The organism is Nostoc sp., assembly GCF_036919595.1.
Lineage (GTDB): Bacteria > Cyanobacteriota > Cyanobacteriia > Cyanobacteriales > Nostocaceae > Nostoc.
Genome location: NZ_JBALCO010000173.1, coordinates 56,378 through 73,007 on the forward strand (window position 1 = coordinate 56,378; position 16,630 = coordinate 73,007).

15 protein-coding genes are annotated in these 16,630 nt (G+C 42.2%); 6 read left to right on the forward strand and 9 right to left on the reverse strand.

Annotation, left to right across the window (positions count from 1 at the left end; all coding sequences use genetic code 11):
• Positions 1–46: 46 nt before the first annotated feature.
• From V7K21_RS26905 to trpB, 5 genes are all read right to left on the reverse strand, one after another.
• Entirely contained in the window at positions 47–595 is a 549-nt protein-coding gene (locus V7K21_RS26905; RefSeq protein ID WP_298910621.1) for a CAP domain-containing protein, read from the reverse strand.
• A 334-nt stretch (positions 596–929) separates the two neighbouring features.
• Entirely contained in the window at positions 930–1,457 is a 528-nt protein-coding gene (locus tag V7K21_RS26910; RefSeq protein ID WP_335178633.1) for a CAP domain-containing protein, read from the reverse strand.
• Between the two features lie 619 nt (positions 1,458–2,076).
• Positions 2,077–2,232: a hypothetical protein gene (locus tag V7K21_RS26915; RefSeq protein ID WP_335178635.1), complete on the reverse strand. Its 156-nt coding sequence runs from the start codon at positions 2,230–2,232 to the stop codon at positions 2,077–2,079.
• 185 nt (positions 2,233–2,417) lie between these two features.
• A complete protein-coding gene (locus V7K21_RS26920) occupies positions 2,418–2,573 on the reverse strand; it encodes a hypothetical protein (protein WP_335178637.1) in 156 nt (51 codons plus the stop codon).
• A gap of 107 nt (positions 2,574–2,680) precedes the next feature.
• Positions 2,681–3,916: a tryptophan synthase subunit beta gene (trpB, locus tag V7K21_RS26925; protein WP_335178639.1), complete on the reverse strand. Its 1,236-nt coding sequence runs from the start codon at positions 3,914–3,916 to the stop codon at positions 2,681–2,683.
• Between the two features lie 207 nt (positions 3,917–4,123).
• Between trpB and V7K21_RS26930 the strand changes: the two genes are divergently transcribed.
• Positions 4,124–4,471, forward strand: a complete 348-nt coding sequence (locus tag V7K21_RS26930) for a translation initiation factor (RefSeq protein WP_273768123.1) — start codon at positions 4,124–4,126, stop codon at positions 4,469–4,471.
• Between the two features lie 141 nt (positions 4,472–4,612).
• Positions 4,613–4,771 (forward strand): YqaE/Pmp3 family membrane protein, encoded by a 159-nt coding sequence (locus V7K21_RS26935; protein ID WP_335178641.1) that lies wholly within the window; start codon positions 4,613–4,615, stop codon positions 4,769–4,771.
• 266 nt (positions 4,772–5,037) lie between these two features.
• Here the strand turns inward: V7K21_RS26935 and V7K21_RS26940 are convergent, their stop codons facing one another.
• From V7K21_RS26940 to lpdA, 4 genes are all read right to left on the reverse strand, one after another.
• The gene (locus V7K21_RS26940; RefSeq protein WP_335178643.1) at positions 5,038–5,691 is read right to left on the reverse strand and encodes a carbonic anhydrase; all 654 of its coding nucleotides are present in this window, start codon (positions 5,689–5,691) and stop codon (positions 5,038–5,040) included.
• A 1,064-nt stretch (positions 5,692–6,755) separates the two neighbouring features.
• Positions 6,756–7,007 carry a DUF5340 domain-containing protein gene (locus V7K21_RS26945; RefSeq protein WP_273769510.1) on the reverse strand — a complete coding sequence of 84 codons (252 nt, stop codon included), beginning with the start codon at positions 7,005–7,007 and terminating at the stop codon, positions 6,756–6,758.
• A gap of 245 nt (positions 7,008–7,252) precedes the next feature.
• Positions 7,253–8,143, reverse strand: a complete 891-nt coding sequence (gene trpC / locus V7K21_RS26950) for an indole-3-glycerol phosphate synthase TrpC (protein ID WP_335178645.1) — start codon at positions 8,141–8,143, stop codon at positions 7,253–7,255.
• Positions 8,144–8,244: 101 nt separating this feature from the next.
• On the reverse strand, positions 8,245–9,675 hold the full coding sequence (gene lpdA, locus V7K21_RS26955) for a dihydrolipoyl dehydrogenase (RefSeq protein ID WP_335178647.1): 1,431 nt from the start codon (positions 9,673–9,675) through the stop codon (positions 8,245–8,247).
• Between the two features lie 390 nt (positions 9,676–10,065).
• Here lpdA and V7K21_RS26960 point away from each other — a divergent pair, with 390 nt between their 5' ends.
• From V7K21_RS26960 to V7K21_RS26975, 4 genes are all read left to right on the forward strand, one after another.
• Positions 10,066–10,422 carry a hypothetical protein gene (locus tag V7K21_RS26960; protein WP_335178649.1) on the forward strand — a complete coding sequence of 119 codons (357 nt, stop codon included), beginning with the start codon at positions 10,066–10,068 and terminating at the stop codon, positions 10,420–10,422.
• A gap of 505 nt (positions 10,423–10,927) precedes the next feature.
• Complete coding sequence (locus V7K21_RS26965; RefSeq protein ID WP_335178688.1) at positions 10,928–12,772, forward strand: ShlB/FhaC/HecB family hemolysin secretion/activation protein; 1,845 nt, start codon at positions 10,928–10,930, stop codon at positions 12,770–12,772.
• Positions 12,773–13,040: 268 nt separating this feature from the next.
• Positions 13,041–13,253, forward strand: coding sequence for a hypothetical protein (locus V7K21_RS26970; protein WP_335178651.1), 213 nt, complete (start codon positions 13,041–13,043; stop codon positions 13,251–13,253).
• Positions 13,254–13,934: 681 nt separating this feature from the next.
• On the forward strand, positions 13,935–16,571 hold the full coding sequence (locus tag V7K21_RS26975; protein WP_335178653.1) for an EAL domain-containing protein: 2,637 nt from the start codon (positions 13,935–13,937) through the stop codon (positions 16,569–16,571).
• Positions 16,572–16,630 lie beyond the last annotated feature (59 nt).

A 16,630-nucleotide genomic window follows, 5' to 3' on the forward strand; every position in this document is an offset into this window, starting at 1 on the left:
TGTCAGACACTAAATTATTATTGTGCAAAAAAATCAGAAATTAAATCTACCTAGTGCGGAAAAACATTTGTGTCAGGTAGACTTCGCCTTGATTATTAGTAGCAACGCCAATTCCAGTCAGGTTATAATTTCCTTTAAGATTTTTTAAATGTCCCGGACTGTTGATCCAACCAGTAACAGCTTTGTCTACAGGGTTGCTATATCCCCGATTGAAAGCAACATTTTCCGCCGCACTGTTGTAGCGAATAGGGATAGCTTTAACTCGCCGTTCAAATCCTTGATGGCTAAATGGGGTTTTACCTTTAGCCATATTTTGACTATGAATTCTTGCCTGTCGAGTGATATTTGCATTTATGGTCAACTTTGGCAGTCCTTTAGAAGCCCGATATCGATTAATTTCGTCAAAAACTGATTTTTCTAGCTCTGTAGTTTTAAAAGTAGGAGTCGATATTGCAACCTGACTGGAAAAAAGTGACAACAGCTTATTACGGGTGGATGTATTTGTAGAAAGATAATTTGGTTTCGGAACAGTCGTTAATCCACTAGCAAGGACAAGCGCACTTAAAGCGATGCCAAAAGCAGTTTGTCGGAACATGGAGAATTGCATAATGTGTAGAGATGACTTCTACTCTACCCTATAGTTCCAACAATATATACCATGATTCTATTAAGGATTGATGAATTTCGGCAATCTGGCTACATCGTTGTACAGGAAGTATAAACAATCATTTCCAATTGTCAATACTTCAATAAATAAGCTTCATGAAATCACGGTTATTTTTACTGATAATTTAAGAATTTTCATCAATTACTAAAAAAATAATCTAGTCTTCAATAGACAAATGTCATTGAAACTACATTATTCAGCCTGCTAGCAGGCTGAAGTCTGGGGAATTTGATGAAAACAAACCTAAATCTTACCAAATCTATCAGCGAAGGAAAATTTGTGTGAAGTAGATTGCGCCTCTACTGTTGCTAGCGACACCAATCCCCGTCTTCTCATAATTACCTTTGATATTGGCTAGATGCCCTGGACTTTTGAGCCAGCCTTGAACAGCTATTGTGGCAGGATCACTATATCCCTGGTTGTAAGCAACATTTTCACCAGCTGCTCTGTAAGGAATACCGATTGCTCTAACACGTTCTGAAAATCCCGTATGTCCAAAGGGAACCGTACCATTAGCCATGTTCTGACTGTGAATCCTGGCTTGATTCTCGATGGCAGAATTGCGAGTTAGCGCTGGTAGTCCTTGGGAAGCTCTATAGTTATTAATTTGGTTGAAAATCGACTGTTCTAGAGCAGCAGTGTCTATCCTAGATGCTGCAACTTTAATAGTATCAGTTAATACATATAAAGTTTTCGTTAAAAAGGTTAGATTTGTTACCGGAGTAGCGAGCGCACCACTATTGAGAAGAATGGTGCTTAAAGTAAGTCCGTAAATTGTTGTTTTAATCATTTGCTGTAACTTTAGTTACAGACAATCTAACCAAGCTAGTGCGAATGTGACAAATTGGTTATCGGTCTATATACCTCTGTTTATGGGGTTTTATGTTCAAAAACTACCAGTAAACGTTTAATTTCATAATCTTACGAAAGTTTTTTATAAATATAAAAAGTTGTCATCTACCATTAGTATGATAGTTTTTAGACAAGCCTTTTCTACACTTCATTGTGTAATACACGAATATTTCCAAAACTTTGCTAAAAATGGTTAAAAAACAATCAAAAATTTCTAATAATTAGCAGTATTAATACTTAATAAAAGTAATTGTTATGAACTATTTTTGAATCTGAAGAGATGATTTAACTAAATATTAATACTGACTAAATTGTGGAATATGAGATATACAGCAGTTTTCTTTTACATGAAGTACAAAGTTACGGGTTTGGAGGCAGGAGGTAAAAACTCTTTATATCTGATGCGTGAGTCCTGCCTTTCGTACCTCACTTACTTGCAAACTGCTGTAAATGGCATAAATTTTTTCACTAAAACTTCTGGACGACTAGCTTTGGTTGAGAGTTTCTAACTCTTCCTGTACCACGCGCAACACCCGCGCAATATATTTTACACGCCACTATTTCCGTTCCTTAGTTATTTTGGCATCCGGCTCGTAAGCTTCAATCTCAGTAGCCGATAAAATCCCTTTAACCTCTAACACCTGTTCAATGGTGTCCAGCCGCTCACGCAACACGGATACTTCACCAGTCAAAGCCATGACGATCGCCAACAATTTATCGATTTGCGGATTGTCTAAGTAAACAGGTCGTTTACCCTTAGCTATTTTTGCCGTCCTAATACCAATTCTCCAAAAATAAGACTACAAATACAAAAGAAAGAAACCCAGATAAAATCTGACTTTCTCAATTACGTTAGGGAGTCCGCCAACGTGATTACGAATTGGTATACTTCCTCTGCTTACTTAGTTGCAGCAACCACAAACCAAGTGCCTTGCCTGCTTAAGTTACCATTTTTAAACAGGTCATTAGTTACTTTTGCTTTCCATCCGCCATTAGGGACAAACTTCTCGAATGTCTCATCTGTTGCAAAACCAGCCTCAGTAGCTAGCGTCACGATGCACAAAGTTTTGGCGTGCCAACTCATCGTGAGTGGGTTGCGGTAGCATAAAGTGTTGGAATTGTTGATCCATTATTGCTTCCTCTCAAAAATTGGGTGTACATTTACGCATGATTTAAGAACTTGGCTACTGTATGTACATCTTTATCGCCGCGTCCAGAGCAGTTAATTACAATCCGGGGACTGTCGGTTAGTTGGGGACATAAAGTTTCGAGGTAGGCGATCGCATGGGCTGTTTCCAATGCCGGGATAATCCCTTCCAATTTCGACAATCGCTGGAATGCCGCCAAAGCTTCTGCATCCGTCACACTATAGTATTCCGCACGACCAGTATCCTTCATATAACTATGTTCTGGACCGACACCGGGATAATCTAACCCCGCACTAATTGAGTGTGCCTCAATGATTTGCCCATCCTCATCTTGCAAGAGATAGCTCATTGCTCCGTGCAACACACCAACTCGTCCTTTTGTCAAGGTTGCTGCGTGTTTTTCGGTATTGACACCTTCTCCTGCTGCCTCAACCCCAATAAACCGGATAGAAGACTCATTGATAAACTCATAGAATAGTCCCATAGCATTGGAACCACCACCCACACAAGCCAAGAGAATATCAGGCAATACACCCCACTTTTCGATTGCTTGGGCGCGAGTTTCTTGGCCAATTACTGCATGGAAATCACGTACCATCATTGGGTAAGGATGGGGCCCTGCTACCGAACCCAGGATGTAGTGAGTTGTTTCCACATTTGTCACCCAATCGCGGATTGCTTCAGAAGTGGCATCCTTGAGCGTTCCTGTTCCCGCCTCCACCGGACGCACTTCTGCCCCCATTAACCGCATTCTGAATACATTCAAAGCTTGGCGCTCCATGTCATGAACACCCATGTAAATTACGCATTCCAGCCCAAAACGAGCGCAAACTGTGGCTGTGGCAACTCCATGTTGTCCAGCACCAGTTTCGGCAATAATCCGTCGCTTGCCCATACGTTTCGCCAACAATATCTGACCAAGGGCATTATTGATTTTGTGAGAGCCAGTATGATTTAAATCCTCGCGCTTTAAGTAAATTTGCGGTCCCGTGCGATCAGGTCGGGCATAATGAGCAGTCAGGCGTTCAGCGAAATACAATGGTGTGGCACGTCCTACATAGTTCCGTAACAACTGCTGTAGTTCTGCTTGAAAACCAGGATCATTGCGGTATTGCTGATAAGCTGTTTCTAATTCAGCAAGGGCAGGCATGAGCGTTTCAGGTACATACTTACCGCCAAAGCGTCCAAAGCGGCCTAGCGTATCGGGAACCTGAGCAGTTGAACTTGGAGATAGGGGAGTGGTAGTCACAAGCTGATTTTGATGACGGGAATGACTTTATTATTATAGAAAAGTCTGAGGCATATATGAAAAATGGTAATTAAGGACTAAATTCCTCGTTGATACTCTAAATCCCTTAGAATGGATTTGTGATGTTAGCCTAGAAATTGATATCCGAGCAGAATGGTTGCGTAGAAGTTTCCACTGCCTTTTAAATTTTTCTTAAACATTCATTTTATGTCTTCTTCCAATCCCAAATCTTCTGACAAAAGCTTTGTATACCGCGAATTTGGTAACGACAACTCCGCCGCCACAGAAAGACCAATTCCAGAACTGCCATCACAGCAACAAAATCTCAAAGTACAAGCTTCCCGCAAAGGACGCAAAGGCAAAACTGTCACGGTGATTAGCGGTTTTCAAGCCAAACCAGAAACCTTGGCAGATTTGGTGAAGCAGTTGAAAACCCAGTGTGGCACAGGTGGGACAATTAAAGATAACGAAATTGAAATTCAGGGCGAACACAAGCAGAAAATTGTCGAGATTTTAACCAAACTAGGCTACAAGGCCAAAATCAGTGGTGGCTAATCTTAAGTGCGCTTTACCGGATCTCAACTGTGACCTAGATTGAGAGGGGCAATGTTATCTTTGAGAGGTAGAAATATACTTGAGCAGTGGTGAATCACTTCACCGACAAGCTGTCTTTTGTGAGATTAATAGGAGGTTCAAATGGATTTAGTTCGTCTTCTGTGTGCCATTTTCTTACCGCCTTTGGGAGTTTTTTTGCAAGTAGGTTTTGGTGTAGACTTTTGGATTAATATACTTTTGACGTTTTTTGGTTACATTCCTGGGATTATTCATGCAGTGTGGATAATTTTGAAGAAATAATTCTTTGTAAGTGGAGGTTGGGTGTACCAATCTCGACAGAGGCAATTCATAAATTGCCTCTACAAAAAGGCTTAAAAATTGGATATCTGCAAAGTTTTGATCAATAATTTAGAAAAGAGCATTCTGAATTGTGCATTAGACATTCTTCTTCAAAAGTTTGCCGGAGGTATTACAAGACTGTATTGAAAAAATAACTATTTTTTATTTAAAATAAAAACTCTAAAGACACGAGCAATCATGTCTCCAAAGTATAATTTTCTGTGGCGCTAAATACCGAAATTACTATCATTTTTTAACATAGCGTAGAGTCTAAACTCTAGAAGCAAGGGGCAAATATGCAATTGCCATTGCTTAGTTAAGACGTTCAAATCTTTGATCAACCCAGTGCTTATATCTAGTACCCAGCCATGAACCATAGGCGCTTTTCGTTCATAGAGTACCTGACGCATGATGGAAGTTTGGTAAATATTTTTTACTTGCGCCACAACATTGATTTCCGCCAAACGATTCAGACGTTCTTTTCTTGTTGGCAAGGCATCAATTTCTTCTTGCTTCTGTAAATATAGTTCTCGAATCGGATTTACCCAGTTATCAAGAATTCCGATGGTTCTCCCTTCTAAAGCCGTCTTAATTCCTCCGCAATCGTAGTGACCACAAACAATAATATGTTCCACCCCAAGATGTAAAATCGCGTATTCTAAAACGGCTAAAAAGTTAATGTCTGTTAGAGAAACTTGATTGGCAATATTACGATGTACAAATAACTCTCCTGGTTCTGTACCGGTAAATCTTGTTAATGCCAGACGACTATCAGAACACCCGATGTATAGAAAAGGTGGTGTTTGTCCGTTAGATAATTCTTGAAAGTAAGTTGGGTCTAGAGCCAGTTTCTCGGCAACCCAAGCCTGATTATTTCTCAATAGTTCATCAATGCTGTTATATTTCATCTTTCGTCCAATTCGAGAGAGAATATCATAAATATTTTAGCTGATCTACAATTTTTTATAAATCAATATGAGCTTTTTGAAAGCTAAAATTATTGTAAAGATTACAGTTTTTTAGACAGTATAAATTCTAAAAAGCTAACTTAATCGTTAGGTAAAAAACTATGTATGTCAGCCATAAAAATTCAATATATATGAATAAATATAAATTATTAGTAGGGTGCCTTAGCCTACGGCATAAGGCATTTTGAATTGTTGACAGTGCGTTGCGCTACGCGATAACGCAACGCCAGTTGCTACAACGAATAGGGCACTTACAAGTAATAAAATGCTATGAGCCTAGCTTTCACCCGGAGGGCGAAAGCGCCAAAATCTCATCGTTTTGGCAACAATATCCTTGAAACGGCGCTTGCTTTTATTTTTTGGATCTCCCTAGCGCAGTGTAAAGCCTTCTCTTCTCCCAAAGGGAGACGCTATTCGCGTTCGAGGCTTGTCTGCGACACGCTCCGTGAACGCCAAAGGCATGGCATTAGAGACGCTCTTGCGTTCGCATAGAGCGAGTCAGACGCTCCTCAATACAGTTCAGTTAAGGCTTAACTCTTTATCAAAGTCAATTTTTTTAACGAACCGCCTTCTCTATCAGAGGCTTCTCAACGAGAGGCTCCGCCAACGCCAACGCGCAGCCTCTCGTTGAGAAGAAAGAGAAGGAAGAAATGCTTAACTGAACTGTATTGAAACGCTCCTACGTCGCTAATACAACGCTTACGAGCGTCGGAAACCTCTGCAACGCACTGGCTTCCCTAAGTCAACTGGCGATCGCAATCCGGTTATCTCAGCCAAGGACACTCTGATTTTGAACGCATCGCGACAGTCCTTACCAAGAATATCTTTGCAGCTGTTTATAGACGTTTATAGATGCTCCCTCATCCGGAATCAAAATCTAAGATAAGGAAGCACACATTTGTATTACACTTTCTGATGGTGGTAAGCTAACTTAACAAAGATGCCAAATTTAAGGTTGAAATATTAAGTTATCAGCTTCAATCGGGGACAACAACTTTGCTACCGTTATGATGGTTGATCGACCAACGGTGATCAACAGTAACAGAGGAAAATTCGCAAATTTCTTCTAGTCGTTTTTGTTGCACGGCAGCTTTACGGAGAGTAATAATTAGCTGATTCACCTGATGCCGTAAATCTGGATTATCATTTACCGCTAACATGGTTTGTCTTTCTAAAAGTTGAAGTATAAGTTCGTAGTGAATAGGTGAAGGTAGAGGAATTTGCTCCATGAAGTTAAATTGGGATTTCATATTTGGGATTTTGTATTAGTAAAAATTTATCTCTGGTAAATGGATTGTTACATAATAAATAACTACTTGCTTATGGTTTTGATTTGATTAGCAATGAAGATTTGGTAAAGATATGATGATATTTGATGGCAAAGTGCTGCGTATCTACGCATAGTGTGCCCTAATTGCCTAACAATTCTGTGTGGTTAGTTGCCCTGCACCCTTAGTGCAGGGGAGGTGTTTTTTCAAAAATTCTTCGGCAATATACGGGCGATCGCAGCACCGGGATCTGGTTGTTTTACCAATGTTTCTCCAATGAGTACAGCTGATGCACCTGCTGTAAGCACCAAACTCAAATCATCTGGGTTGTGTAGTCCTGACTCGCTGACAACAAGGATGTTTTTCTCCTGCAATTGGCTACCCCTTGCAGCTAAAAGTTGGCAAGTAGTTTGCAAGTCAACAGAGAAATCTTCCAAATTGCGATTATTTATTCCTACTAAGCATACCCCATCTAAGGCTAACACACGGTCAAGTTCTGCCAAACTATGAACTTCAATTAAGGCTGCCATTTTCAGGTTGTTAGCAATTTTGAGAAAGTATTTCAAATCTTGATCGCTCAGGATAGCTGCAATCAACAAAATAGCGTCTGCACCGTGAACCCGCGCTAAGTATATTTGGTAGGCATAAATGACAAACTCTTTGCAAAGTAGAGGCAAATCTACCGCAGCCCGAATCTTGGCTAAGTTCTCAAAACTACCTTGAAAGAACTTGACATCTGTCAGCACAGAAAGACAACTTGCTTTGGCTTGCTGATAAGAAAGGGCGATCGCTACTGGGTCAAAATCTTCTCGGAAAACGCCTTTGCTGGGTGAAGCTTTTTTAACTTCTGCAATCAATGCTGGCTTAGTCTTACCTTGGCGCAAGGCAGCGACAAAATCACGGGTTGGCGGCGCACTAAGTACCTGCTTCTGCAATTCCTGCAAAGGAACCTTTTCCCGCATTTGGTCATATTCTACTTCTTTCTGCCAGACAATTTCCTCCAAGATGTTGTTTGGCGCTGCATCAGGCATGACAGCCTGATAACGTAATATGGATACATTAATAGCTGGGTTAGGGGAACGGCGACGGATTTGCATAATTAGTGCTGAGTTAAGAGTTATGAGTTAGGAGTTATGAGTTAGGAGTTATGAGTTATGAGTTATTAACATCCTCACTCCTAACTTCTCACTCCTAACTTTTAGATAGCGATCGCTCGTTTATAAGCTTCGTCCAGCACTTCCGAAAGTGACGGGTGAGCGTGAACTAGATGTGCGAGACTTTGGACAGATTGACGGTTAGCGATCGCGGCTGACGCTTCATGAATTATGTCTGAGGCGTGCAGTCCGAAAATGTGGACGCCCAAGACTTCTCCTGTGTCTTTGCGATATATCACCTTGGCAACACCATCGGCTTCATTTTCAGCCAACGCTTTGGAATTTCCTTTGAAGTAACTCTTACTTGTGGCGATTTCAAACCCTTCAGTTTGTCCCAACTCCTTAGCTGCGGTTTCCGTTAAGCCCACATAGCTGATTTCTGGGTGGGTAAACGCCGCTGCGGGGATGCTGCGATAGTCTACTATTCTTTCCCTCCCAATTATATTTTCCACCGCGATGATGCCTTGAGCAGAAGCCGCATGTGCCAACATAATCTTCCCGTTAGCGTCGCCAATTGACCACAAATGCGGCACTACTTCACCGGCTGATAGCACTGCCATGCGATCGTCAACTGGAATAAAATTCCGCCGATCAAGTTCCACACCTACAGACTCTAAACCAAGATTTTGTGTTGCCGGGATGCGTCCTGTAGCCACTAAGCAAGCATCCACTTCGATGACATCTAGATCTTCTTTGGTTTTGAAATCTGCTAACTCAATTACCACAGGTGAACCTGGGATGACTTTTTTGGCGTATATCCCTACTTTGGTTTCAATATCGCGGGGAGTAATCAGCACCCGTTCAGCAAGTTTGGCAATGTCGCGGTCAAATCCTGGCATTAGCTGATCTAGGGCTTCAATCAAGGTGATTTCACAACCCAAAGCTGAGTAAATGTCAGAAAATTCCAAGCCGATGTAACCACTACCAATAATCGCCACCCAGTCTGGTAGCGACTCCAACTTAACGCCTTGGTCGCTGGTAAAGACAGTTTTGCCGTCTACTTTAATCCCTGGAGGCACAAAAGGAATTGAACCAGGCGAAAGGATGATGTCTTTGGCCGTGATCGTTTTTTCGCCACCGTCTCCGGTAATAGAGACTTTTTGTGCCCCAGCGATTTTTCCCCAACCCCTGATAATATCGACTTTTAGACGTTTGAGACTGTTGGTTAAGTCGCCTTGAATTTTTGATACCAGATTATTAGCATGATTAGCGATCGCTTGGCGATCAAATTCCACGCTACCAATTTGAATTCCCAGCGACTTGAGGTGGTGGGCATTGCGTAACTCCCGCACACGTCCAGATGCAGCCAGCAGCGCTTTAGAAGGGATACAGCCCCGATTAACACAGGTTCCTCCCATATCAGCAGCTTCAATAATCGCTGTTTTTAAACCACAACTTACGGCGTGTAAGGCTGCGCCATGTCCGCCTACACCAGCGCCTATAATTACTAAATCGTAATCAAATTCTTGACTCACGTTAGTTTCCCTGTGTGCTTCGCCTATTTATTCTCAACTTGACCGACAATCAGCGCAACCCTTTTAACAGTTAGTTATCAGTTTTGTTGCTGGGTTTAAGCCCTCAGCACACAGTTATCAGTGAACACTGGGAACTGGTAACTGATTTAAATCTCCTACCATCCGCCTGATAACTTTTTACTGATTCAACGTTCGGGTGTTGCTAACTTAAATTATGATTCACTCACTTCTGGCGAAAAGATGGATGTTTTCAGTAATTATAATCAAATCTAGATACTTATTTTTTTTATACTCCAAAGGAAGTGGGGAGTTAGGAGTTAGGAGTAGCCCTGTCAAGGTGATATGTAGCTTTATTTTCAAGTGAAGCCCTGCTTTGTTGACTACCAAAAGATGGCATTGGCTGGGGAAAACTGGGAAAGTGTCAAAACAGACCTGCTGAGAACTGTCTGTACTTGTAGTGGTTGGGGAACAGAATCAGCTAAGGTGGATATTTTATTGCATGAGGAGCTAATTGATGATCCAATTGCGATCGTTAGTGAACTTAGTTCTTATTATTCAGAGTTGATTCACCGAGTCATGGATGCTGCTATCTCTCACAATCCTGATTGGGTGATTGCTAATACTCGTCGCTGTGCCGAAAAGATTATGGATGCAGGTGAAGCCGAATACTACTACGCGCTTGAATGCTTGAAAAAGGCAGGTAATGCCTACTTTACTTGGCATCTGGGAAGGAAGTTGAGTGGTTAAGCTATCGGGAAGACTTGATACAAACCCACGTTCCTAAACATAAATTCATGGGCATCTTTAAGCAAAAAGGTATGGAGTGAAAATTATTGTTTGTAAGCCTAAACCATATTCAAAATGGATTAGAGGATAAATCAACAGGGTAATACTTAATCTGCCATTACACCACTTTCTTTGCTCTAAATCTTTTTGCTTACCTTCTGAAGTAATAATGACATTCCTGATTTTTTGACTTTTGCAAGAGGTCTATTGAGATAGTAGGTGGATTTACACGCCGTGCTGTACTAGGTCTATTTCTCTTGCAGCAACAGATAATTCCAACATATCTGCTTGCTTATGCAGTTTAAACACCATCAAGGTTTTTAAGTCTGCAATAACCAGATGATTTAGCTTTGAAATTGAGATTTGCCCAAGATATCAACTTTAGCGGCAAAACATGAAGTAAAATTCACATCTGAAGCAGTCCCCGTATAATCTCATAATTCCTAACAAAAAATAGTCCAGTGTGATGATTGATAAATATCCTCAGAATCTTATAGTGTCCTGCTTACCGCTGAGTATGCTTGTATTACTCAGTAGCATATTTTCTAGTCCACTAAAAGCCCACGCTGTTGATACTACACAATTACCAACTAGTAATTTCATCCTTTCACAAAGAATTCCACCACCACAGGATATCCAACCACCCGCACCTTCGCCACTTCCCTCACCCGAACTGCCACAGCCACTCCCCCCACCAGCAGAACTATTTCCCCCCTCTGCCCCAACTCCCACACCTGAAGAACCATTTCCTGGCAAGTTTCCTCAAACTATTGTTGTTGAACGGTTTGAAGTTGTTGGTAGCACAGTCTTCAGTCCTAAAGAGTTAGCCCTCGCCACTGCTGAATTTACCAAACGACCGATCTCACTGGCTCAACTGTTTCAAGCCAGTTCTAAAATCACTGATTTATACGTCAATAATGGTTACATTACTTCTGGTGCGTATATTCCACCCCAAACACTCCAATCCCGTGTTGTCAAAATTCAGGTGATTGGAGGTAAATTAGAAGCACTCAAATCTCATATTGTCAAAATTCAGGTGGTCGAAGGTAAATTAGAAGATATCCAGGTAACTGGGACTCGGCGGTTGAATCCGAATTATGTCCGCAGCCGACTAGCAATAGCGACATCACCGCCTCTTAATCGCCAGCGTTTACTAGAGGCACTGCAACTTTTGCAACTTAATCCTTTGATTCAAAAGGTGTCTGCTGAACTCTCAACAGGATCGCGGGCTGGTACGAGTCTGTTAGAAGTCAACATCAGCGAGGCAAAAACCCTTACAAGCCAAATAGTTCTTGATAATGGGCGATCGCCAAGCGTTGGCAGTTTTCGCCGCGGATTACGATTGAATGAAGCTAACTTACTGGGATTCGGAGATGGTCTGAGTTTAGGATACACTAATACCGATGGTAGCAACTCCTTTGACGCTAGTTACACATTGCCTCTCAATCCCCGCAACGGAACCCTCACCTTTAACTATGGCACTACATCGAGTCATGTCATTGAACCTCCTTTCGACTCTTTAGATATCGAATCAACTTCTCCCTATTACGAACTGACATTCCGCCAGCCAATAGTTCAAACTCCCATACAAGAATTCGTCCTTGGATTAACGGTGTCCCGACGCGAAAGTTATATTTCGTCCTTGCTACAGAGATATGGGTTTCCCGGTTCTGTACTTTCGCCTGGAGCGGATGAACAGGGACGCACCAAGATATCTGCGTTGCGATTTTTTCAAGAATGGACGAGTCGTAATAGCCGTGAAGTCATCGCCCTCCGCTCGCAATTTAGCTTGGGTATAGATGTGTTGAATGCCACAATTAACCAAAATGCTCCCGATAGCCGTTTTTTTGCTTGGCAAGGGCAAGCGCAGTGGGTACGCCTTTTAGCTCCTGAAACCTTACTATTACTTCGTTTAAATACCCAACTCGCATCCAGAGCACTTTTGCCTTTAGAGCAATTTGGCTTAGGTGGGCAGGATAGTATTCGAGGCTACCGTCAAGATTACCTGCTGACAGATAATGGCACTTTTGTTTCTGCTGAAGTTCAAGTACCGATTCTGCGCTTACCACAGATAAATAGCACATTACAGGTTGTGCCGTTTATAGATTTTGGTGTTGGTTGGAATAGTTCTGGTAGAGAGAATCCCAACCATAATACTCTAGCTGCTGTTGGTCTGGGGTTGCGTTGGTCACAGGGCGATCGCTTCACCGTTCGTCTTGACTGGGGCATTCCTTTAGTATCTGTTGACTCAAATGATAGAACATTACAAGATAACGGTTTGTATTTCAGTTTACTCTATAATCCTTTTTAAAATTTAGGAGTTCATTCTCCTTCCTTTTGCTACCAGAGGCTGCGTCAACGAGGGTTGACACCATTGAAGCAACTGGCGTGCGATTTCCAATTGTCAGATATTTTTTACCCAGTGGGATGCGTCCAATTAATTTAATTCCTGCCTTGCTCTTATCTATTTCACAAAATTCCATAAAGCAGTACTAAATAGCTAGGCCTAAATAAATTAAAGTTTGTAGTGAGTTAGCGCGGTCTTCTCCCTACAGCCCTTCTCAAGACAGGAGACGCTCTTGTGTTCGGGCATCCTAAGGCAGGCGCTAGCCTCTGGCAATGTGAGAAGGGGAGACGCTGTTCGCGTCCCTTGGGCAAGTCTTGCGACACGCCTCTTGTTCGCCAACGGCATAGCAACTTTTAGAGACGCTGTTCGCGTTCGCTTAGAGCGAGTCTGCATTCGCCTCGGGTCTAGTAGAGAGCGTCTGGGGGTTTCCCTGATGAGCGACTAACTTTCCTCTTGGGTAAGACTTTAGTCCTGATAAACGTTGCTATAAGCGAGGAATTGCTCACTACGAACTAGGATTTTATTGTATGTTTAATTATGCTTACTTACTTATTTGAGTGATTAAAAAATAAAAATCAGATAATTATTTATATAATTCGGAGTTTCCCCACTACTCAGAATAAAAATCCGCAAATATACCACGTGTTCTATTCAGTATTTGATTTTATTCTGGGTATCCTAAGGAAGACAAGGTTGGATGATATAGACAAATGGACAAAGTTTATAACTTATGAATGAGTGCAGAAAACAGTTAGAACTTCTACTGCAAAAACTGATTGAACAATTAGCCATCTCATTCCAGAAGGTCAATCATGAAGAGAAGGGCTGGTTTGCACCCTCATACCGATTTTGGGATTACAGACAGTGACAATTTTAATTGAGCAAATTTTCCATAAGTTCAACCTGAAAATCTTGAATTTATGGCAATACGCTTGGTGTTAGTGATATTTTGCCCAGGAAGATCCCCCCAAGTGGAGCAAGTGGCTTCCCTTAAAAAGGGGACTTAATTCCCTTCTTTTTAAGGAGGATTAGGGAAGATCAACCCTTAACCTAAGTGGATTGCAACTTCTGGGAGTAGTATTTTTTAGACTAAAACATTAAAGATATGAGAATTTGAGGAATAGCCATGCTAGGAAATGAGCGGGAAAAAATACGCCATATGTTGGTCATCCAAGACCTACAAGGGCAGCGAACTGTCGTTTTGCAAGAGGCTACTTATTCTTTGGGGCGGCATCCCGCAAACACTATTGTCTTGGCTTCCCGGTCAGTATCAATGCAACATGCAATTTTATTGCGAGTAACTGTTCCACAGACTGACCAATACGGCTTCCAGATTATTGATGGCAACTACAAGGGGAAAGGAAGTACTAATGGCTTATTTTTAAATGGCACTAAATGCTTTTCTCATAATCTCAGAAACGGAGATATCATTGCCTTTGGCGGTAATCATGCTCAAGCAAAATATTATGCTATTTCTAACCTCTCAGAACAAGCATTTTCTGAATCTTCTGATGTTGAAGACTTATCTGGTTTCCTATCACAGCAAGCCAGTCCTGCCAATCCTTTTCAAACCTTAGCTATTGATCCCACCTTTGAAGCAGCCAGTGAGTCCGCCCTAGCTCGCCTAGCATCCTTCCCTGAACTCATCCCCAATCCAATTATCGAGATGGATTTCGAGGGAACAGTAACTTATCTCAATCCAGCCGCAGCTCTCAAGTTTCCCAAACTTAGAGAAGTTGGAACACAACACCCTATCTTAACAGGACTCCTGGGTGCAGTTAACAATTTAGAAAAAAATTCTTTTGTGCGGGAGGTGGAAGTATATGCAGAAGTTTTTGAACAATCCGTTCTCTACCTTCCTGAAAGTGATTTAATTAGAACTTTTATTGTTAGGGATATTACAGAGCAAAAGCAAGCCACAGCCGAACTGCGCCAGCGCGATCGCTTGCTACAGGCAGTTGCAGAAGCCGCTAATTATTTGCTAAGGGAAATGAATTCTGAAACTGGTATTGATCGAGCTCTAGCTGTATTGGGCGAAGCTGCCAAGGCAGATCGTGCCTATCTCTTTCAGAACCATCCCCATCCTGCTACAGGGGAAATAGCAGTTAGCCTACGGTTTGAATGGACGCACTCCTTTATTGAACCTACCCACCACCATTGGCAGAATCAGCCTTATCAAGCTTCTGGATTAGCCCGTTGGTATACTGTTCTCTCTAGCGGCGAGTCGATTAGCGGACTCACCCAAAAATTTCCTGTCGCCGAACAAGAATTTCTGATTAGAGATGGCATTCAATCGCTTATCCTGGTGCCTCTCCGGTTGGAGAACGAATTATGGGGTTACCTTGGCTTGGCAGACTGCACCTTTGAGCGGCATTGGTCAAGGCATGAAGAATCTACCCTTTTGACGATGGCCGCTAGTATCATTAGTACGCAGCAGCGTCAGCAAGTAGAAGAAAAGATTCGCTATCAAGCCCTTCATGACCTGCTGACAGGGTTGCCTAATCGCCTACTATTTAATGAGATGCTCGCTAAAACTCTGCCAAACGCCACTCGGAATGGCGAAAGTTTAGCTGTGATCTTCCTCGACCTAGATCGCTTCAAGGTCATTAATGATACTTTAGGGCACACTTTGGGAGACCAATTGTTACAAAATGTCACTCAAAGATTAAAAGACTTACTCAGAGGCGGAGACACCATAGCCCGTTGGGGAGGTGATGAGTTCACTATTTTACTCCCCCGAGTCAATGATATTGAAGAGGTAAAGCAGGTGGCGCAGAGAATCTTACAAGCCTTAGAGGATGCTTTCCATCTTCAAGGGCATGAACTTTACGTGACTGCCAGCCTCGGTATTGCCTTGCTTGATGACAACAGTCCTGACGCCGAAACACTAATCCAGCACGCGGATGCCGCTTTATATTATGCTAAGGACAAAGGGCGGAATAACTACCAATTCTACAGTGTTTCCCTGAGCGCTAAAAATCCTGAACTCCTAACTTTAGAAAAGAGCTTGCGCTATGCCTTAGAACGCGAAGAATTTACGGTGTATTATCAGCCTCGTGTGAACATTGCCACAGGAGAAATTACTGGCATGGAGGCTCTGTTGCGTTGGCAGCACCCAGAGATGGGTTTGGTTGCACCTAGTGTCTTTATTCCCCTCGCCGAAGAAAGTGGATTAATTGTCCCCATTGGCGAATGGGTGCTGCGGACAGCCTGTAGCCAAAATAAAACCTGGCAAGATGCAGGATTGCCACCCATGATGATCGCTGTCAATCTTTCTCTGAAACAGTTCTGCCAACCCAAATTGGTGGAGACTATAGCCAAAGTTTTAGAACAAACCGGTCTGGAGCCGCGCTTTTTAGAATTAGAAATTACCGAAACTACAGCTATTGAAAATTTAAGTTTTACCAGAAAGGTGTTACAAAATCTACAGCAGATGGGTGTCTACATCTCCATTGATGACTTTGGTACGGGTCATTCCTCGCTCTCACGCCTACAGCTTTTGCCACTCCACAATCTGAAAATAGATAAATCTTTTATTCAAGATTTGACACAGGATGTCAAAGTAGCTCATATTATCAAAGCCATAGTTAGCTTGGGGCACAGCTTGGGATTGAAGTTGACAGCCGAAGGGGTAGAAAAAGAAGAGGAACTGGAGTTCTTGAAATCTATCAACTGTGAGGAGGTACAGGGCTTTTTACTCTACCGACCGCTTTCTGCAAAGATTGCAACAGAAATCCTCGAAAGTAAACGACCAATACTCTAGTCACAAGGAAAAACTGTTTGTACCAGTGAGGATACAATAGCATTCATTGACCTGCTGCC

Bases quoted from the DNA above. Each gene is read 5' to 3' on its own strand.
- V7K21_RS26905 (WP_298910621.1), bottom strand. From the start codon at position 595: ATGTTCCGACAAACTGCTTTTGGCATCGCTTTAAGTGCGCTTGTCCTT.
- V7K21_RS26910 (WP_335178633.1), bottom strand. From the start codon at position 1,457: ATGATTAAAACAACAATTTACGGACTTACTTTAAGCACCATTCTTCTC.
- V7K21_RS26930 (WP_273768123.1), top strand. From the start codon at position 4,124: ATGTCTTCTTCCAATCCCAAATCTTCTGACAAAAGCTTTGTATACCGC.
- V7K21_RS26935 (WP_335178641.1), top strand. From the start codon at position 4,613: ATGGATTTAGTTCGTCTTCTGTGTGCCATTTTCTTACCGCCTTTGGGA.
- V7K21_RS26945 (WP_273769510.1), bottom strand. From the start codon at position 7,007: ATGGAGCAAATTCCTCTACCTTCACCTATTCACTACGAACTTATACTT.
- trpC (WP_335178645.1), bottom strand. From the start codon at position 8,143: ATGCAAATCCGTCGCCGTTCCCCTAACCCAGCTATTAATGTATCCATA.
- V7K21_RS26960 (WP_335178649.1), top strand. From the start codon at position 10,066: ATGGCATTGGCTGGGGAAAACTGGGAAAGTGTCAAAACAGACCTGCTG.
- V7K21_RS26965 (WP_335178688.1), top strand. From the start codon at position 10,928: ATGATTGATAAATATCCTCAGAATCTTATAGTGTCCTGCTTACCGCTG.
- V7K21_RS26975 (WP_335178653.1), top strand. From the start codon at position 13,935: ATGCTAGGAAATGAGCGGGAAAAAATACGCCATATGTTGGTCATCCAA.